The 18,936-nt window shown below is 66.0% G+C and carries 18 protein-coding genes; 12 read left to right on the top strand and 6 right to left on the bottom strand.

Features of this window, described 5'->3' with window-relative positions; translation table 11 throughout:
• Nucleotides 1-84: 84 nt before the first annotated feature.
• The 4 genes from RLQ26_04160 to RLQ26_04145 all read right to left on the bottom strand — a co-directional run bounded on the left by RLQ26_04160 (nucleotide 85) and on the right by RLQ26_04145 (nucleotide 5,280).
• Nucleotides 85-879 carry an inositol monophosphatase gene (locus RLQ26_04160; protein MEQ9087916.1) on the bottom strand — a complete coding sequence of 265 codons (795 nt, stop codon included), beginning with the start codon at nucleotides 877-879 and terminating at the stop codon, nucleotides 85-87.
• Between the two features lie 41 nt (nucleotides 880-920).
• On the bottom strand, nucleotides 921-2,267 hold the full coding sequence (locus tag RLQ26_04155) for a TldD/PmbA family protein (GenBank protein MEQ9087915.1): 1,347 nt from the start codon (nucleotides 2,265-2,267) through the stop codon (nucleotides 921-923).
• Between the two features lie 124 nt (nucleotides 2,268-2,391).
• Complete coding sequence (locus RLQ26_04150; protein MEQ9087914.1) at nucleotides 2,392-3,909, bottom strand: UbiD family decarboxylase; 1,518 nt, start codon at nucleotides 3,907-3,909, stop codon at nucleotides 2,392-2,394.
• A 57-nt stretch (nucleotides 3,910-3,966) separates the two neighbouring features.
• Nucleotides 3,967-5,280 (bottom strand): hypothetical protein, encoded by a 1,314-nt coding sequence (locus RLQ26_04145; protein ID MEQ9087913.1) that lies wholly within the window; start codon nucleotides 5,278-5,280, stop codon nucleotides 3,967-3,969.
• 255 nt (nucleotides 5,281-5,535) lie between these two features.
• On the opposite strand from RLQ26_04145, the gene RLQ26_04140 reads away from it, so the two are divergent.
• Nucleotides 5,536-5,856 carry a DUF4170 domain-containing protein gene (locus RLQ26_04140; GenBank protein MEQ9087912.1) on the top strand — a complete coding sequence of 107 codons (321 nt, stop codon included), beginning with the start codon at nucleotides 5,536-5,538 and terminating at the stop codon, nucleotides 5,854-5,856.
• Here the strand turns inward: RLQ26_04140 and ubiA are convergent.
• Nucleotides 5,853-6,806: a 4-hydroxybenzoate octaprenyltransferase gene (gene ubiA / locus RLQ26_04135; protein ID MEQ9087911.1), complete on the bottom strand. Its 954-nt coding sequence runs from the start codon at nucleotides 6,804-6,806 to the stop codon at nucleotides 5,853-5,855. The genes RLQ26_04140 and ubiA overlap by 4 nt on opposite strands.
• 184 nt (nucleotides 6,807-6,990) lie before the next feature.
• On the opposite strand from ubiA, the gene RLQ26_04130 reads away from it, so the two are divergent.
• Complete coding sequence (locus RLQ26_04130; protein ID MEQ9087910.1) at nucleotides 6,991-7,755, top strand: 16S rRNA (uracil(1498)-N(3))-methyltransferase; 765 nt, start codon at nucleotides 6,991-6,993, stop codon at nucleotides 7,753-7,755.
• A gap of 73 nt (nucleotides 7,756-7,828) precedes the next feature.
• Nucleotides 7,829-9,196 carry a glutamate--cysteine ligase gene (locus RLQ26_04125; GenBank protein MEQ9087909.1) on the top strand — a complete coding sequence of 456 codons (1,368 nt, stop codon included), beginning with the start codon at nucleotides 7,829-7,831 and terminating at the stop codon, nucleotides 9,194-9,196.
• Between the two features lie 46 nt (nucleotides 9,197-9,242).
• Here RLQ26_04125 and tldD read toward each other — a convergent pair whose 3' ends face one another.
• Entirely contained in the window at nucleotides 9,243-10,682 is a 1,440-nt protein-coding gene (tldD, locus tag RLQ26_04120) for a metalloprotease TldD (protein ID MEQ9087908.1), read from the bottom strand.
• A gap of 451 nt (nucleotides 10,683-11,133) precedes the next feature.
• Here tldD and coxB point away from each other — a divergent pair, with 451 nt between their 5' ends.
• The 9 genes from coxB to RLQ26_04075 all read left to right on the top strand — a co-directional run bounded on the left by coxB (nucleotide 11,134) and on the right by RLQ26_04075 (nucleotide 18,885).
• Nucleotides 11,134-12,036 (top strand): cytochrome c oxidase subunit II, encoded by a 903-nt coding sequence (gene coxB / locus RLQ26_04115; protein MEQ9087907.1) that lies wholly within the window; start codon nucleotides 11,134-11,136, stop codon nucleotides 12,034-12,036.
• 16 nt (nucleotides 12,037-12,052) lie between these two features.
• A complete protein-coding gene (gene ctaD / locus RLQ26_04110) occupies nucleotides 12,053-13,642 on the top strand; it encodes a cytochrome c oxidase subunit I (GenBank protein MEQ9087906.1) in 1,590 nt (529 codons plus the stop codon).
• A 28-nt stretch (nucleotides 13,643-13,670) separates the two neighbouring features.
• A complete protein-coding gene (gene cyoE / locus RLQ26_04105; protein ID MEQ9087905.1) occupies nucleotides 13,671-14,612 on the top strand; it encodes a heme o synthase in 942 nt (313 codons plus the stop codon).
• 3 nt (nucleotides 14,613-14,615) lie between these two features.
• Nucleotides 14,616-14,795, top strand: a complete 180-nt coding sequence (locus tag RLQ26_04100; GenBank protein ID MEQ9087904.1) for a hypothetical protein — start codon at nucleotides 14,616-14,618, stop codon at nucleotides 14,793-14,795.
• Complete coding sequence (locus tag RLQ26_04095; protein ID MEQ9087903.1) at nucleotides 14,792-15,394, top strand: cytochrome c oxidase assembly protein; 603 nt, start codon at nucleotides 14,792-14,794, stop codon at nucleotides 15,392-15,394. The genes RLQ26_04100 and RLQ26_04095 overlap by 4 nt, the downstream gene beginning before the upstream one ends.
• 6 nt (nucleotides 15,395-15,400) lie before the next feature.
• Complete coding sequence (locus RLQ26_04090) at nucleotides 15,401-16,195, top strand: cytochrome c oxidase subunit 3 (GenBank protein MEQ9087902.1); 795 nt, start codon at nucleotides 15,401-15,403, stop codon at nucleotides 16,193-16,195.
• Between the two features lie 113 nt (nucleotides 16,196-16,308).
• On the top strand, nucleotides 16,309-16,638 hold the full coding sequence (locus RLQ26_04085; GenBank protein ID MEQ9087901.1) for a DUF983 domain-containing protein: 330 nt from the start codon (nucleotides 16,309-16,311) through the stop codon (nucleotides 16,636-16,638).
• Nucleotides 16,635-17,390, top strand: a complete 756-nt coding sequence (locus RLQ26_04080) for an SURF1 family protein (GenBank protein MEQ9087900.1) — start codon at nucleotides 16,635-16,637, stop codon at nucleotides 17,388-17,390. The genes RLQ26_04085 and RLQ26_04080 overlap by 4 nt, the downstream gene beginning before the upstream one ends.
• Nucleotides 17,391-17,400: 10 nt before the next feature.
• Nucleotides 17,401-18,885 carry a carboxypeptidase M32 gene (locus RLQ26_04075; GenBank protein MEQ9087899.1) on the top strand — a complete coding sequence of 495 codons (1,485 nt, stop codon included), beginning with the start codon at nucleotides 17,401-17,403 and terminating at the stop codon, nucleotides 18,883-18,885.
• The last annotated feature ends 51 nt before the right edge of the window (nucleotides 18,886-18,936 follow it).

Below are 18,936 nucleotides of genomic sequence, written 5' to 3'. Positions count from 1 at the left end.
GACCGGATTTGCCACATTGGTCCCCGCCGGCAAGGCGCGCACCATATCATGCGTTACCGGGGGCCGCCAGCACACAAATTCAGCCTAAGTGTCTGAGTTCGCAGCCGGTTTATGGCCAGCCAACGGTCCCTGGGGAGCCTGCCAGGCCGCGCTCAGACGCGCATGAAGCCGCGGATTGGCGGCAAGCAGGGAAGGGGCGCGAAACGGGGTGCGATAATCCGGCAGGGGGCCCGTCAGGGTGGTGGCCCGCCCGCCTGCTTCTTCGACGAGGAACTGCCCGGCCGCCAGATCCCAGCACGACTTGGCGCTGGCGGACAGTGTGGCCTCCATTCGTCCGGCCGCGACCAGGGCGAGGCGGTAGGCGACCGAGTTAAACCGTTCCAGCCGGGCGTCCCGTAAGGGCCCTTCGCGCAGGGTCCGGGGCAGTTCGCGCACGAAACCGGCGATCCGGCTCCCGGCGATCTCGTCCCGGTCGCTCACCCGGGCCGCGACACCGTTCCACCTTACGCCGGCACCCCGATATCCCTCGCAGAGTTCGCCCGTTGCAGGGTTGAGGATGGCCCCCGCCACGGGCTGGCCGCCCTCCACCAGCCCGACCGAGACGGTGAAGAAAGGCTCGCCCCGGACGAGCGCGCGCGTCCCGTCGATCGGATCCACAAACCAGCTCCTTGGTCCATCCGGTCGCCAGTCGCTCGCGGGGGTTTCTTCCGAAATCCAGCCGTAATCGGGCCGGGCGTCCGAGAGGATTTCGAACAGCCGGTCATTAACCGCGTGGTCGACCTCGGTCACGGGATCGCCCGGCCGCTTTTCCCAGGATCTGAAGGTGCCGCGATAAGCCTGGCTGGCGAGGGCGCCCGCCTCGCGCACGGCCGCGACCATGAGCGACCAGTCCTCCTTCAGAGGGGCGGCGCCGTCCGGACTCAACTGCCGGCCACGGTCATGCCATCGACACGCAATGTCGGGGCATTGGTACCGAACTGGAATACGAGATCGTCGGCCGGCGTGATATGGCGAAACATCTCCTTGAGGTTTCCAGCCACCGTGACTTCGCTGACGGGATAGGCAATTTCGCCCTTCTCGATCCAGAACCCACTTGCGCCGCGGCTGTAATCGCCGGTGATGGGATTGACGCCGAAGCCCATCATCTCGGTCACCAGGAAGCCGGTCTCGATATCGCCGATCAGGTCCGCAACCGATTGGGTGCCCGGTTCCAGATAGAGGTTTGAGCTGGCCGGGGAAGGTGGTCCGCCGGTCGAGCGGCTGGCGTGACCGGTCGAGCTCAAACCCAGTTGGCGTGCCGTGCGCAGATCGAGAATCCAGGTGGTCAGCCGGCCGTTCTGGATCACCTGGTGCCGCGCGCCGCCCAACCCCTCCACATCGAAGGGCTTGGACTTGAGCCCCCGGCGGCGGTGCGGGTCATCGATCACCGTCAGGCCCGGCGCGAAGATTTCCTCGCCCATCCGGTCCTTGAGAAAACTGGTGCCGCGCGCCACGTCCCGGCCGTTGATCGCGCTCGCGAGGTGGCCCAGAAGCGAGTTGGCGACCCGGCGGTCGAACATGACCGGCACCCGTGCCGTCTTCGCCTTGCGCGCGCCGAGGCGGCGGATGGCCCGTTCGCCGGCGCGACGGCCCACTTCCGCCGCTGGCATCAAATCCTCGCCATAGACGGCGGCGGTGAATTCGTAATCGCGCTCCATCGCCGTGCCGGCGCCGGCGAGAACGGCGGCCGAGACACTTTGCTGGGTGCGGGTGAACCCGCCCCGGAAGCCGTTGCTCGCGGCCATGGCGACGGTGGCCCGGCCCCAGCTGGCGCTGCCCCCCTCGGAATTGGTGACGCCCGCTATGGCCCGCGCCGCTTCTTCGGCCTCGAGCGCGCGCGCCGCCAGTTGCTCGGGGCTCGGCTCGACCCTGTCGGCGAGATCGAGATCGGGCACTTCGGTGGTGATCTGCGCTGGCGTCGCGAGACCGCAAAACGGATCTTCGGGCACGGCCCGGGCCATGGCGAGCGTACGCTCGACCAGCGCCTCCAGCGCTTCAGGCTCGCGGTCGGTCGAGGAGACGCAGGCCTGGCGCTTGCCCACGATCACGCGCAGTCCGATGTCCGATTCCTCGGCGCGCTCGACATGCTCGGGCGCACCGAGCCGGCAGCTTGCCGAGAGCGAGGTGCTGTCCACCAGGAGTGCATCGGCCTCGTCCGCGCCGGCCTTCAGCGCCCGGCTGACGAGATCGGACAACTGGTCGAGGGTATCGGGCAGAATATCGGTCATGGGGTGTCCTTGAAAATTTTCGAGGCGATCGGGGGAATGAACCAGATTGGAGGGTTCCTGTTTTGGAAATGGGGAGAGGGGGACGGCGATTAAAGCCCTTGCGCCCAGACACGAGCGGTCGCGGCTAATCCCCGACCGGCCGACCACTGCCGGGGAGCCCGAGCTCGGCCCATCTGTCCGTGACCTGGCGGATCATGGACTCGGACATTTTGAGGACCCGGCCCCATTCGCGCGTGGTCTCGGGGCCGATCTTGATGGTCGCATCGAATCCGATCTTGCCGCCAAGGCCGGACTCGGGCGAGGCGAAATCGAGATAATCGATGGGCGTGTTGTCGATCACGGTCACGTCGCGGACCGGGTCCAGGCGCGTGGACACGGCCCAGATGACATCGGCCCAGTTGCGCACGTTGATGTCCTCATCCACGACGATGACGAATTTTGTGTACATGAATTGCCTGAGAAACGACCACACGGCCATCATCACGCGCTTGGCATGGCCGGGATACGATTTGCGGATCGAGACGCAGGCGACGCGATAGGAGCAGGCTTCGGGCGGCAGGTAGAAATCCCGGATCTCGGGAAACTGCTGGCGCAGCAGCGGCACGAACACATCGTTCAGCGCCTCGCCCAGTACCGAGGGTTCGTCCGGCGGCCGGCCGGTGAAGGTGGAGAGATACACCGCGTCGCGCCGACGCGTCAGCGCCGTCACCTCGAAAACCGGGAATTCCTCCACAGCGTTGTAATAGCCGGTGTGATCGCCGTACGGCCCTTCGAGCCCCGTCTCGGTCAATGACACATAGCCTTCGAGTACGATCTCGGCCGTGGCGGGGACCCGAAGCGGCACCGTGCGACACGCCACGAGATCAAGTCGCCCGCCCCGGAGGAGGCCGGAGAACTGGTATTCCGACAGCCGGTCTGGCACCGGCGTCACGGCCGCCAGAATGGTCGCGGGATCGGCGCCAATCACCACGGCAGCGGGCAGGCGCCCCGCCTCGCGCAGGGCGGCGTTCTGCCGGCCCGCCTCGAAATGCTGCGCCCCCCCGCGATGGCGGAGCCAGCGCATCAGCGTGCGATCCGGCGCCGTGACCTGCATCCTGTAGATCCCGAGATTGACGTCGTCGGCGCCGCCTTCGGGGTCCTGCGTGACCACCAGTGGCCAGGTGATCAGCGGCGCGGGCTCGCCCGGCCAGCAGGTCTGGATGGGCAGCGCGGCGAGGTCGATTTCCTTTCCGGTCAGCACAACCTCTTGGCAGGGCCCGCTCGAGACGGTCCGGGGGCGCATGGCGAGCACGGATTTCAGCAGTGGCAGCTTGTCCACCGCCTCGCGCCAGCCGCCGGGCGGTTCAGGCTGGCGCAGAAAGGCCAAAGTCTCGCCCAGCGCCGACAGTTCGTCCGCCTCGCGGTTCATGCCCCAGGCGACGCGCTCGCGCGTGCCGAACAGATTGACGAGAACCGGCATGTCATAGGGTGTTCCGTCGGCCCGGACCGGATTCTCGAAAAGCACCGCCGGCCCCCCGGTGGCCAGAAGCCGGCGCTGGATTTCCGTCATTTCCAGTTCGGGCGAGACCGGCGCACTGACGCGCACGAGCCGGCCGGTGTTTTCGAGCCGGGTCATGAAATCGCGAAGGGATGCATAGGTCATGGAATTTACTCGCTCACGGGCGGGGTGCGCGGTTTCCGGCGTCAACGGCGGCGCGCCTCAGCCATACAGATAAAATCCGCATCCGACCAGCACCAGCGCGGTCAGGCTGAGTGGCAGGAAAGCGCCGAGGGGATGGCCGAACACGCTCGGCAGGCCGGCCCGGTGCAGGAAGTAGAGGCGGATCGCCTGGGCGCCCGCGGCCGCCACGGCCGTGGCGCCGACGATGGCGCAGATATCGGGCAGGGAAGTAAGGCGGAAAAGGATGAATGCCCCGGCCCAGACGGGCACCGACAGCATGTTTGCGTGGGCATCTTCGATCGCCCGTCCGTTCGAGACCAGGACTTCGTGCTGCGGCCCCCAAAGGAGGTCGGCGAAGCGGACCAGCAGGAGGAGGTGCAGTACCGGCACCACTTCGACGAACCCGTCACCCAGCCATCCGAGAAGGGGCTTCGCCAGAAGCAGCCCCAACACGAGCCCGAAGGCGGCCAGCGGGATCAGCGCCCTCTGGCGTGTCATGACTTGGGCGAAGCCGGCCCCTTTCTCGCCGTGCTGGCCGATGGCGCGCAATTCCCAGGGCAGCCCGAGGAAGATGAAATGCTGAATGACGATGAAGCCGATGGCGAGCTGCGCGGCGACGCGATACTCGCCGACAATGCCGAGGGCGACCGCCGACAGGACGAGAATATCGAAATATGACGCGAAGCGGGCCGTGAAATTGCCGTAGACCAGGCTGGCCGTATGCCTGCCTACGGGTTTCCAGGCCGACCAGCGCAGGTTGATGGTGCTCGCGCTCAACGCGATCTCCTGCGCCAGCAGAAACAATGTCACAAGAAAGGCGGCGAGCCAGACCAGCGTGTAGATCTCGATCACCCCGTTGGCGGTCGCTGGACCGATGATGAGGATGGCCGCCAGATAGGCGACCGGCGTGGCCACGTCGCGGACCGAGAAAAAGACGAAGAGATTGCCGGCCGAGCGGATGACCGCCAGCATGGTCTCCGTCATGCCGGCAAGGCAGGCGCCGGCGAGCGCCAGGATGAACGGCCCGGCATAGCCCGGCAGCGGATCGAAGAGCAAAACCGCCCCCGCCCCAAGCGCGAAGGTGGCCGCCGCCATGATCAGCGACAGGCTGAGATAGACGAACCAGATATGCGGCGGGGGTCGGACCTTGGCGTAGGATTGGGGCGTGAAGCGATTTAGCCACATGTCGCCGCCGCCGCTGACCAGCGCATTCACGATGGCGGCGACCGTGGCGATCAGGGCGTAGACATCGAATTCCCCGGGTGTCAGCAGCTTGGCCGCCACCAGCAGGATCAGCAGGATCGAACTGCGGGAGATGATGGCGCTCAGGATGGGCGGAAACAGATAGGTCACGCGGGGCGGTCTCGGAATGGCGACGGGTTGGGCCAAAAATCGCCGGCAGCTTAGCGGCTGGCCCAGCCCCGAGATAGCGCCGGCGCGCCAGGGGGCCGAAATCCGGTCCCGTTGATCTGGGTTAAGGTAGGATTCTCGCCATTCTGGGAATATAAAAACTACGTGAATACGCGGGCCCGCCCGGCCGGCCGGTTAGGCCGGCGGGGCTGGATCGGGCGTCACGGAATCTTAAGAAGCCCAGGCTAGATTCGGTCCATGAGTGGTAGAGCGACATATTTCTGGGTCATCGGCGGCGAGTTCGCCGACACGGACTTCTCGCATATGGCCGCGGGCAAGACGCTCGAGAAGCTTGGGCCGTTCAGCCGGTTCAAGGAGGCCTACGAGGTGTGGTCCAAATATTCCTGGGCCAGGGTGGATGACTGCCATCAGCGCTATGTGATCGTCGAGGACGGCGCCGAGGCCCCCGAGGGCGGCCCCGCCAGCCTCATGCGCCGGGCGATCCATCTGCCGGGGGCCGCGTTTTCCTCCCCCGATGCCGGCGACGGATCGGCCCTCAGCGCCGCCGTCCAGGGCTAGGCGGTCGCCTGACCGGCGATCACCGCGGCCAGAACGATCAGGCCGAAATCCCGATTGGACCGGAACGTGGCGAGGCAACTGGCGCCATCCGCGAAATCGACGTGGCGTAACTGTCGCCAGAGATGCCAGCCCGCGACCAGCCAGATCGCATAAAAACCGATCCCCAGCCCGGCCCGCCAGCCCGCCAGGCCAAGCAGCACGAAGGTGGCGAGATAGAACCCCCGCAGCCAGGGCCGTGTCCTGTCGCCCAGTTTGAGGGCGAGTGATTTCACGCCGATGAGGGCATCGTCCTCCTTGTCCTGATGGGCGTAAATCGTGTCGTAGCCGAGGGTCCAGAAGAACCCGGCCGCGTAAAGCAGAAAGGCCTCGGCCGCCAGCGCATTGGTGACCGCCGCGTATCCGAGCAGCGCCCCCCAGTTGAATGTCAGCCCCAGTACCGCCTGCGGCCAGTAGGTCACCCGCTTGCTGAGCGGGTAGGTGAAGACGAGGACGAGCGAGCCGATGCCGAGCGCGATGGCGAGCGGCGTGAGTTGCAACAGGATCCCAAGGGCCGCCAACAGCAGCCCCGCGAGAAACAGGATTGCGGCGCGAACAGAGACCTGACCGCTCGGCAGGGGCCGCGTGCGCGTGCGGACGACCTCGCCGTCGAAATCTCGGTCGACGATATCGTTATAGGTGCATCCAGCCCCGCGCATCAGCACGGCACCCAGGCCGAACAATGTTAAAAGCCAGAGCGTCTCGCGGCCCGCGGACTCGAAGGGCGTCGCCAGCGCGATGGCCCACCACCCCGGCAACAGCAGCAGCCAGGTGCCGATCGGGCGGTCGAGCCGGGCGAGACGGGCATAGGGGCCGAGCGCGCGGGGCAGGTAGCGCCCGACCCAGTCTTCCGGGCGCAGGTCGCTATGCGCTTTGGTGTCGTTTCCGGGGCGGGAGTGGCGGTCGGGGCACATGGCTTGGGTGGCGGGCGTCCCTCGGTTAAGCTGGTGCGTCCGGCTGGCGCCGGCGCTGTTTCTTTGTAGGCGAGTGACTGCCAACCCGCCAGACCTTGACGGCCAGAAAAACGAGAACACGCATGAGCACCGCCTTGCCCGGTCGGGAAATGCCGGCGGGAACATCCGGCGAGCGATGGGCGCCATGAGCGCTGATTTCCGCACGCCGCGGCTGTTCACCCCGGAGCCGTTCGCCGTCGGCGGCAGGCTTCGCCTGACCCCGGCGCAGACTCATTACCTGAAAAATGTGCTGCGCCGGAAGCCGGGCGACGATGTCCTGGTGTTCAACGGCCGGGACGGCGAGGGCGAAGGGCGGATCAGCGCGCTCGGCCGGGACGGCGCCGAAATCGAAGTTGCGCGCCTTCGCCGGCCACAGACATCCACGCCCGATCTCTGGCTGGTGTTCGCCCCGGTCAAGAAGGCAGCGATGGACAATCTCGTGGCCAAGGCGACAGAGCTCGGCGTCGACCGGCTGGTGCCGGTCTGGACCCAACATACGCAGGCTCGCCGCCTCAATCTCGACCGGCTCGAAGCGCAGGCGATCGAGGCGGCCGAACAATCGGACCGCCTGTCCGTGCCCGGGATCGCGCCGCCCCGGCCGCTCTTGGACGTGCTCTCCGATTGGCCTGGCGAGCGCCGTCTCCTTGTTTGCGACGAGACGGGAGGTGGTCGGCCGATCCTCGATGTGCTCGACGAAATGGGCTCCGGGCCGACCGCTTTCCTGGCCGGCCCCGAAGGCGGGTTCGCGATTTCCGAACTTGACCCGATGCGCAAACTGCCCTTTTCTACCGCCATCGGATTAGGGCCCCGCGTCCTTCGCGCTGATACCGCCGCTATCGCGGCCCTGTCCTGTTGGCAGGCAAGACTTGGGGATTGGCACGAACAACCCGCTTTCCGAGGAACGCGATAAGAACGCAGCAAGCACCAAGGCGCGGCGCGGCCTACTGAACCGCCTCCCATCCACAAAGTCCGGTCCAGCCATCATGTCATCGCCCTCCCTTCTGCCGGCCGGTGTGGCCGCCGACAAAGCTGCGTTGGTGAAGTTCCTCGAAGACGGCTGCAAGCCGGAGGCGAAGTGGCGCATCGGAACCGAGCACGAAAAATTCGCCTATACCCGGGATGACCATCGCCCGATCGCCTATGACGGGCCGAACGGCATCGCCGCGCTTCTGGAGGGGCTCCAGGCGTTCGGCTGGGCGCCGGTCAGCGAAGCGGGGCGGGTGATCGCCCTGACGAAAGGGCAGGCGTCCATCTCGCTCGAACCCGGCGGCCAGGTGGAGCTGTCGGGTGCGCCGCTCGATAACCTGCACCAGACCTGTGACGAAGTGCACACGCATCTGCGCGAGGTAAAGAGCGTTGCCTCCAGGATCGGGATCGGCCTTATCGGGCTGGGATTCCATCCCGAGGCGAGCCGGGACGACATCAACTGGATGCCCAAGGGCCGCTACCGGATCATGCGGGCCTATATGCCGAGGAAGGGCAAGCTCGGTATCGACATGATGATCCGGACCTGCACGGTGCAGGTGAACCTCGATTTCTCGAGCGAGGCGGACATGGTGCGCAAGTTCCGTGTCGGCCTGGCGCTTCAGCCGATTGCCGTGGCGCTGTTCGCCAATTCGCCCTTCAGTGAAGGCAGGCCGAACGGCTATCTGAGTTACCGCAGCCGGGTCTGGACGGATACGGATCCCGATCGCTGCGGCATGCTGCCCTTCGTGTTCGATGGCGCCATGGGGTTCGAGCGTTACGTCGATTACGCCCTCGATGTGCCGATGTATTTCGTGTATCGCGACGGCACGTATCACGACGCAAGCGGGCAGTCCTTTCGTGATTTCCTCAAGGGCAGGCTGCCGGCCCTGCCGGGGGAGCTGCCCACCTTCAGCGACTGGAACGATCATCTGACGACGATCTTTCCCGAAGTGCGGCTCAAGCGGTATCTGGAGATGCGTGGCGCGGATGGCGGCCCGTGGCGGCGGCTGTGCGCCCTGCCGGCACTCTGGGCCGGGCTTTGCTACGATTCGACCGCGCTCGATGCCGCCTGGGACCTCGTCAAGAACTGGTCGGTCGAGGCGCAGGCCCGGTTGCGCGACGAGGTGCCGCGCGACGGATTCGGGGCCAGCATCGCCGGACATTCGGTCCTCGATCTGGCAAGAGAGGTGGTCGCGATCGCCGAAGGGGGGCTGGCCCGGCGCAATCGACAGGACCCGGAAACGGGCAATAACGAGGTCCTGTTCCTGGCCCCGTTGCGTGAAATCGTGGAGCGGGGCCGGACACCGGCCGACGAGCTGCTCGACTTGTACAATGGGGCCTGGCAGCACAGTCTCGGGCCGCTGTACCGCGACTTTTCCTACTAGGTCTTTTCGGCCCGGGCGGCCTCGCGAAGCCCGAAGGCGTGCCCGCTCAGGCGGCCTCGGTGCCACCCACGGTCAGTGAATCGAGCTTGAGCGTCGGCTGGCCGACACCGACCGGCACGCCCTGACCGTCCTTGCCGCAGGTCCCGACGCCCGGATCGAGCTCCATGTCGTTGCCGATCATGGACACCCGCGTCAGTACGTCGGGTCCATTGCCGATCAGCGTGGCGCCCTTGACGGGGTGCGTGACCTTGCCGCCTTCGATGAGATAGGCCTCGCTGGCGGAGAAGACAAACTTGCCGGAGGTGATATCCACCTGACCGCCGCCGAAATTGACGGCGAAGAGCCCGCGATCGACCGAAGCGATGATTTCGGCCGGGTCATGCGCGCCGGCCAGCATGCAGGTATTGGTCATCCGCGGCATCGGCGCGTGGGCGTAGCTCTCCCGCCTGCCATTGCCGGTGGGCCGGACCCCCATCAGCCGCGCGTTCATCCGGTCCTGCATGTAGCCCGTCAGAACCCCGTCCTCGATCAGCACCGTACGCTGGCTGGGCGTGCCTTCGTCGTCAATGGTGAGCGATCCGCGCCGGTCGGCCAGCGTACCGTCGTCGATGACGGTGACGCCCGGGGCCGCGACCCGCTCGCCGATAAGCCCGGAAAAGGCGGAGGTCTTTTTGCGATTGAAATCCCCTTCCAGCCCGTGACCGATGGCTTCGTGCAGCAGGATCCCGGGCCAGCCCGGCCCCAGCACCACCGGCATTTCGCCCGCCGGCGCCGGCCGGGCCTCGAGATTCACCACCGCCTGGCGCAGCGCCTCGTCGACCTGCGCCCGCCAGTTCCGAGGATCGATCAGCCGGTCATAGGCGACGCGGCCGCCCGCGCCATGGCTGCCACTTTCAAGCCGGTCACCGTCGGCCGCCACGACCTGTACGTTGAGCCGGACCAGCGGTCGGATATCGCCGCTCATCTCGCCCCCCGCGCGCATGATCTGCACCGCCTGCCATTCGCCGGCCAGCGAGGCCGAGACCTGGCGCACGCGCGGGTCGGCAGCACGGGCATAGGCGTCAATCTCGCGCAGGAGCGCCACCTTGGTCTCGAAATCCAGGGCCGAGAGCGGGTTTCCCTCGGTATAAAGCGAGTGGTTGGGCCGCCCCGGCGCCGGATCGAGTGCCACGGTCCCGCGCCCGGCCCGTACGGTCCGCACCGCCTCGGCCGCCCGCTTGAGGGCGTTCGTGCTGACCTCGGATGCGTGCGCGTAGCCCGTCGCCTCGCCCGCGACGGCGCGCAGGCCGAAGCCCTGGCTGGTATCGAAGCTGGCACTGCGGATCTTGCCGTCATCCAGCGAGACCGCCTCGGACTGGCGATATTCAAGAAACAGTTCGCCGTCATCGGCGCCGTGAAGCGTCTCGTCGAGGATGGCGGTTGCGCGCTCGCGGTCCAGACCGGCGCGCTCGAAAAAAAGATGTTCGGTTTCGAGGAGGGCACTCATGCTCGTCTCGCAAATCATGGAGGAAGGTGACCAGATCAATATAGGAAGCCGGAACGGCCCCTGCATCCTTTGGGCGGCAGTTTCCGCCGATAAATTTGCCGCAGCTTCTGTCGCCGGCTTCCGGAGCAGGATTTCGGCCTTGCGGGCGGTCGGTGCGACAATAGGCCGCGAGGGCCAGGGGGCCGCTGAATTTACGGTAACAACTTGAGATCAAAGATGTTTTGAACCAGGATCGGGCGCCGTGACGACACCGGCCCCGCCCTGCGACCGGGCGCCCGTTGCGGCTTTGGACGGGTTGCCGGTATTGTGCGCGGGCACGAAAAACCGGGGGGCTAACCGGCTGATTCTGCTAATTTCATGGACGTGGACCCGGACGGTTTGCGGGGCACGCGGCCGATTGCCCCAGTGGTTCCGGGGCCATCGGCAAGATTCCGACGAGGGACTGATATTCATGGCGGACAAATCTGAAGGCGGCCTCCGGCCGGCATCGTTTTTCTGGGCGGTAACGGGGGTGGCCGTGCTGACGCTTCTCCTTGGCTTGGGAAGCATGGGAGGGCCGGCGCTGGCCGCCCAGCCCGAACCCTGGCAGATGGGGATGCAGCCGGCCGCGACGCCGATCAAGGCCGAGATCGAGGAATTTCACAATCTGCTGCTGGTGATCATTACCGCGATCAGCGTCTTCGTTCTTGCGCTTCTCATCTATGTCATGGTGCGCTTCAACGCGCGGCGCAATCCCGAGCCCGGCAAGTTTACCCACAACACCGCGATCGAGGTGATCTGGACGATCGTCCCCGTGATCATCCTGATCGTGATCGCCATCCCCTCGTTCCGGCTGCTCTATTTCAATGACGTGGTGCCGGAAAGCGATATGACCATCAAGGCGGTGGGTCATCAGTGGTACTGGTCGTACGAGTATCCCGATCACGGCGACTTCGCCTTCGACAGCTTTATGAAGGAAGACGGGGACCTCCTGGAAGGCGAGCCACGCCTGCTTTCAGTCGATAACGACCTCGTGGTGCCGGTCGGCAAGACCGTCCGGCTGCAGGTGACCTCGACCGACGTACTGCATTCCTTCGCTGTCCCCGCGTTCGGTATCAAGATCGATAGCGTCCCCGGACGGCTGAACGAGACCTGGTTCCGCATCGATCGGCCGGGCATGTATTACGGGCAGTGCTCTGAAATCTGTGGCGTCAATCACGGCTTCATGCCAATCGCCGTGCGCGCCCTCCCGGAAGAAGAATTCAATGCCTGGCTGAAGGAAGCGCAGGCCGAATTCGCCGGCACCGATTTCGACCCGGAACAGGAAACAGAGACCGCGCCGGTCAAACGTCTGGCCGCGGTCGGCCGCGATTAGGAGTGGAGTTAGGACAATGGCAGACAGCGCAGTAGATCACGGCCATCACGATCATCCGACCGGGTGGCGGCGTTTCGTTTACTCCACCAACCACAAGGACATCGGCACGATGTACCTGATCTTCGCCGTCATAGCGGGGATCATTGGTGGTGGCATGTCGATCCTGTTCCGCGCCGAACTGGCGGAGCCGGGGCTCACCGTGCTTGGTGGCGACAACCAGTTCTACAACGTGCTGATTACCGCGCATGGCCTGATCATGATCTTCTTCATGGTGATGCCGGCGATGATCGGCGGGTTCGGCAACTGGATGGTGCCCATCATGATCGGCGCGCCCGACATGGCCTTCCCGCGCATGAACAACATCAGTTTCTGGCTGCTGGTCCCGTCCTTCCTGCTGCTTCTGGGGTCGGCCTTCGTTCAGGGCGGCGCGGGGACGGGCTGGACGATCTATCCGCCGCTGTCGGGATCTCTCGGCCATGGCGGGCCGGCGGTCGATATGGCGATCTTCTCACTCCATCTCGCCGGCGCTTCGTCGATCCTTGGCGCAATCAATTTCATCACGACCATCTTCAACATGCGCGCGCCCGGCATGACACTGCACAAGATGCCGCTCTTCGTCTGGTCCGTGCTGATAACGGCCTTTTTGCTGCTGTTGTCGCTGCCGGTTCTGGCGGGCGCCATCACGATGCTGCTGACAGACCGCAATTTCGGGACCCATTTCTTCGATCCGGCCGGCGGCGGCGATCCGCTGCTGTTCCAGCATCTGTTCTGGTTCTTCGGTCATCCCGAGGTCTACATCCTGATCCTGCCGGGCTTCGGCATGATCAGCCATATCGTCTCGACCTTCTCGCGCAAGCCCGTGTTCGGTTACCTGGGCATGGCCTATGCGATGGTTTCGATCGGCGTGGTCGGTTTCGTGGTCTGGGCTCACCACATGTTCACGGTGGGTCTGGACGTCGACACCAAGGCCTATTTCACGGCCGCGACGATGATCATCGCAGTCCCCACCGGCATCAAGATCTTCAGTTGGATCGCGACCATGTGGGGCGGCTCGATCGAGTTCAAGACGCCGATGCTGTGGGCGGTCGGTTTCATCTTCCTGTTCACGGTGGGCGGCGTCACCGGCGTCGTGCTGGCCAATGCGGGGATCGACGTGGCGCTGCACGATACATATTACGTGGTGGCGCATTTCCACTACGTGCTGTCGCTCGGCGCTGTCTTCGCTATCTTTGCCGGGTTCTATTACTGGATCAGCAAGATGTGCGGCCGCCAGTACCCTGAAAAACTGGCGCAGCTCCAGTTCTGGCTGATGTTCATCGGGGTCAACCTGACCTTCTTCCCGATGCATTTCCTCGGCCTGGCCGGCATGCCGCGCCGGATTCCGGATTACCCGGACGCCTATGCCGGCTGGAACATGGTGGCGACCTACGGCTCCTACATTTCGGCGCTGAGCGTGGTGCTGTTCCTTTACATCTGCTATCGCACGTTCACGGCGGGCGAGAAGGTCGGCGCCAATCCGTGGGGCAAGGGAGCGACGACGCTGGAATGGACAGTCAGTTCGCCGCCGCCCTTCCACACCTTCGAGGAACTCCCGGAAGTGAAGTAGCCGGGCGAGGGGAGCGGAAAGCAAGGCGATGTCCGACTATTCGGCAGATCTGGATCTGGGGCAGGGCACCCGCTCCTTCGGGGCGGGCGCCGACGTGGCCGGCCCGGCGGCGCGCGACTTCATCGCATTGCTGAAGCCGCGCGTGATGTCGCTCGTCGTCTTTACCGCCGCCGTGGGCCTGGTACTGGCGCCGGGCGACCTGCATCCCGTTCTCGCGGTGGTCGCGATCCTTTGCATCGCGGTCGGGGCCGGCGCGGCGGGCGCCATCAACATGTGGTATGACCGCGATATCGACGCGATCATGGCGCGCACGCAGAACCGGCCCATTCCGGCCGGCCGGATGGCGCCGGGCACGGCGCTCGGGTTCGGCACGGTGCTGGGCGCGGGATCGGTCCTGTTGATGGGGCTGGCGTTGAACTGGGCGGCCGCGATCCTGCTTGCCGGGACGATCGGGTTCTACGTTTTCGTCTATACGATCTGGCTCAAGCGTCGCACGCCGCAGAACATCGTGATCGGCGGGGCAGCCGGCGCGTTCCCGCCGATGGTCGGCTGGGCGGCGGTAACGGGAGACGTGACACTCGTCTCGCTCGCATTGTTCGCGATCATTTTCATGTGGACGCCACCGCATTTCTGGGCCCTCGCCCTCTATCGCCAGGGTGATTACGAAAAGGCCGGCGTGCCGATGATGCCGGTGGTGGCCGGCCCGGGCGAGACCCGGCGGCAGATATTTCTCTATGCGGCGCTGCTGGTACCGGTCACGCTGGCGCCCTACTGGCTGGGCGCGCTGGGGCCGCTCTACGCCGTCGGTGCGGGCGCGCTGGGGGCGGTTTTCGTCGCGCTGGCGCTGCGCGTCCTGCTGACGCGGGATGACCGCCCGGCGCGGCAATTATTCGGTTTCTCGATCCTCTATCTCTTCGCCCTGTTCGCCCTGATGCTGGTGGACGGGCTCGTGTCGGGTGTGGTGGGGTAAGCCATGGCGGGTTCGGGACAGACGCCAAAGACCGAGGCGCGCGAGACCGCGCAGGGTCCCTACGGATCGGTCGAGCGCGAGCGGCGCATGCGCGGACGCAACCGGGCGCTGCTCGCCGTCCTCGTGGCGCTGGTCAGCCTTTTCTACGTGATCGCCTTCGTGCGTATGGGAGCAGGGCAATGAGGCAGGGGCGCTCCAACCTGCGCCTGGTGCTGGCGCTCACGTCCGTGGTGGTGGGCATGGTCGGCCTGTCCTTCGCCGCCGTGCCGCTCTATCGCCTGTTCTGCCAGGTCACCGGCTATGGCGGCACCACGCAGGTGGCCCAGGTCGCGCCCGACGTCATCTCTGACAGCCGCGTCACCGTGCGCTTCAATGCGGATAAGGATCCGGCGCTCGAGTGGCGCTTCGAGCCGTTGCAGAAATCGATGACGGCGCGGCTGGGCGAGCAGAAGCTCGCCTTCTTCCGAGCCACCAATCTCGCCGATCATCCGGTGATCGGCACCGCCACGTTCAACGTGACGCCGCTCAAGGCGGGATTGTATTTCAACAAGTTAGAATGCTTCTGTTTCACCGAGCAACGGCTCGAGCCCGGGCAGTCCATGGACATGCCGGTCGCCTTCTTCGTCGATCCGGCGATACTCGAGGACGAGGGCGCGCGCGAAGTGCGGACAGTCACGCTTTCCTACACATTCTTTCCGCTCCCGGACGCAGAGCCGGAAAAAGCGGATCGCGATCACGAGCAGGTTTCCTACGCAGACATATCCACCCAGGGGGAAAGGTAAGCGGCCATGAGTGATGCAACTCACGCCAAACATCCGTATCATCTGGTCGACCCGAGCCCGTGGCCCGTGGTCGGCGCCATCGCCGCCGGCCTCCTTTGCCTCGGCACGGTCATGTACATGCATGGCGGCTCCTGGTGGCTTCTTGCGCTGGGCGGCGCGCTGGTGCTGTTCACCATGGCCGGCTGGTGGCGCGACGTCATTCGCGAAGCGACCTTCGAGGGACATCACACGCCGGTGGTGCAGCTCTCCATGCGCTACGGCATGGCCCTCTTCATCGTTTCCGAGGTGATGTTCTTCGCCGCCTGGTTCTGGGCCTATTTCAATGCCAGCCTGTTCCCGACCGAAGCGATCGGCAGCATCTGGCCGCCCGAGGGTATCGAGACCTTCAACCCTTGGGATCTGCCCTTCCTGAACACGCTGATCCTTCTGACCTCGGGCGTGACGGTGACCTGGGCGCATCACGCCCTGCAGCATGGCGACAAGAAATCGACGCTGCGCGGTCTGGGCCTGACGATCCTGCTGGGTCTGATCTTCACCGCGGTGCAGGCTTACGAGTACAGTCATGCCGCCTTCGGGTTCACGGACGGCATTTATGCCTCCACCTTCTTTATGGCGACGGGCTTTCACGGCGCACATGTCATTATCGGCACGTTGTTTCTGATCGTGTGCTTCTTCCGCGTGCAGGCCGACCACTTCAAGCCGGACAGCCATTTCGGCTTCGAGGCGGCCGCGTGGTACTGGCATTTCGTGGACGTGGTCTGGCTGTTCCTTTTCGTCAGCATCTACTGGTGGGGTGCCTAGCCCCCGGGATGGCGGCAGGACGCCCAGAAAACGGCTCTGAGCGGGCATACCGGCCGGTCGCGCCGCTCCGCGCCGGGCTGAGACAGCGCTGCCCGCGCTGCGGCGAGGGGCGGTTGTTCGACGGCTATCTCAAGGTGGCCGAGCGCTGCCCCGTCTGCGGGTTGGAGCTCGGCCGCCATGACAGCGGCGACGGACCGGCGGTGTTCGTCATCTTCATTCTGGGCGCGCTCGTCGTCGCCCTCGCCCTCGTGACCGACGCCCTTTTTCACCCGCCCCTCTGGCTGCACGCGGTCTTGTGGAGCGCCCTGACGGTGGCCGGCGCGCTCGCCATGCTGCCGCCCTTCAAGGCGGTGCTGGTGGCGCTGCATTTCCGCCACCTGGCCGAGGACTTCGCCCCCCGCGACAACGACCCGCGCCCGGGCGGAGATGGCGGGACGCCGTGACGGGCGCGCGCCGGGCGCGGTTCCGGCCGGGGCTCTGGCCCACGGTCATGACCGCGTTGGCCCTCGCCCTCCTGCTCGCTCTTGGCAAGTGGCAGCTCGACCGCCTCGAATGGAAGGAAGCCCTGATCACGACGCGCGAGGCGGCTCTGCGCGCGCCGCCGCTCGACCTGACCCGTGGTCTCGGGCCGGCCGGGCCCGAGGAATTCTATCGAAACGTCCGGCTCGAGGGCCAGTTCACCGACGACCCGGTTTTCCTGTTGCAGGGAAAGGCCGCCGGCGGCGAGGCGGGCGTTCATGTGATCGGCACATTCCGGCTCGCGCCGTCAGACGCCCCGGCCGGGCCCGCGCTTATCCTCGTCAATCGGGGGTTTTGGCCGGGCCTGGCGCCGGCCCGGGCCGAAATTCCGCCCCCTCGCGGGGGTGAGCGGGTGCTCGAAGGCGTGCTCCTGCCACCGCCGGGCAGGGGCTGGTTTGCGCCCGAGAACGATCCGGGGCGGGACATCTGGTTTCGCATCGACCCGGTTGCCATGGGCGCGGCGCGCGGCCAGGCCCTGGCGCCCTATGCCGTGGTGGCGGCGCCGGACCGGACTTCGCCCCTGCGGCCGGTCGCCGCCCGTCCCCGGCTGGTGAACAATCACCTGCAATATGCCGTGACCTGGTTCGCCTTTGCCGGTGTCCTCGCGGTGATCTATATCCTTTTCGGAATCAAGCGCGGCCGCGAGGCCGCGTCCACGTCGGAGGACGGGGTCTAAGGTGCCACGGATGCAAGCTTACCGGGAACTCGAGGAAAGATTCGCGCGTATCGCCACGCTGACGGAGATGGGCGAGATCCTGCATTGGGACATGTCGACCAAGATGCCGCCCGGGGGCGCCGCCGGGCGGGCCGATCATCTGGCCCTTCAGGAGGTGCTGTCCCATCAGATGATAACCGATCCGGCGCTCGCCGATCTGTTGCCCGCCGCGGCCGAGGAGCCGCTAGATGACTGGCAGCGGGCCAATCTGGCCGAGATGCGCCGGCGTTGGCTGCACGCAACCGCGCTGGATGGCGTCCTCGTCGACCGCCTGGCCAAGGCGGCGACCGCGACCGAGATGGCCTGGCGGACCGCCCGCGAGACGTCGGACTTCGCCGCCGTCCGTCCGCTGCTGGGCGGGCTTCTGGCGCTGATCCGCGAGAAGGCGGCGGCCCTGTCCGAAGCCCTCGGCCTCACGCCCTATGACGCGTTGCTCGACGCCTATGAACCGGGTGGCCGGATCCGGGACATAGAGCCCGTTTTCGACGAGCTGGCCGCCTTTCTGCCCGGATTTCTCTCCGAGGTGCTGGAACGTCAGGCGCGCGCGCCGGCACCGCTTGATCCCCCGGGCCCTTTCGACAGGGCGCGGCAGACCGGACTTGCGCATGGCCTCATGGCCGATCTCGGTTTCGATTTCGATCGTGGCCGGCTCGATTCCACCTTTCATCCGTTCTGCGGCGGCACGCCCGACGACACCCGCGTGACCACGCGCTATGACGATGACGACCTGACCGAAGGGTTGATGTGCGTGATCCACGAGACGGGCCACGCGCTCTACGAGCAGGGTTTGCCGCGGAGCTGGCGGCGCCAGCCGGTGGGCGAGGCGCGCGGGATGAGCCTGCACGAGAGCCAGTCTCTTCTGTTTGAGATGCAACTGTGCCGCAGCCGGGACTTCTTCGAATTCGCGGCTCCCCGCCTTGCGGCCGCGTTCGACGGCAGCGGACCCGCCTGGTCGGCCGACAATCTTTACCGCCGCGCCATCCGCGTCGAACGCGGTTTCATTCGCGTTGAGGCCGACGAGGTGACCTATCCGGCCCATGTCATCCTGCGTACCCGGCTGGAACGGGCGATGGTTGCGGGTGATCTCGATGTCGCCGATCTGCCCGGCGCGTGGAATGACGGGATGGCGGAACTGCTCGGTGTGGTGCCGCCCGATGACCGGCGGGGCTGCTTGCAGGATATTCACTGGTATGGCGGCGATTTCGGCTATTTTCCCACATATACGCTGGGTGCCATGACGGCGGCGCAGATCTTCGCCGTCGCGCGCCGCCGCCTTCCCGATCTGGCGCAGGATATCCGGCGGGGTGATTTCGGCCCCTTGCTGGACTGGCTCAGGCGCGAAATCCATGGTCGCGCTTCCTTGCTGTCGACGGGGGACTTGCTCCGCCAGGTCACCGGCGAGCCCCTCAACCCGGCCTTCTTCGAGGAGCACCTGCGCGCGCGTTACCTGCCCTGAGCCCGCTCCGGGGCCGCTTGCCCCACCGCACCCCCGCCGCTAGATTGGGCG

The sequence above is a fragment of the Alphaproteobacteria bacterium genome (assembly GCA_040220875.1).
GTDB lineage: Bacteria > Pseudomonadota > Alphaproteobacteria > JAVJVX01 > JAVJVX01 > JAVJVX01.
The sequence above is the reverse complement of the archived record's forward strand: the minus strand, read 5'-3'. Positions and strand labels throughout refer to the sequence as shown.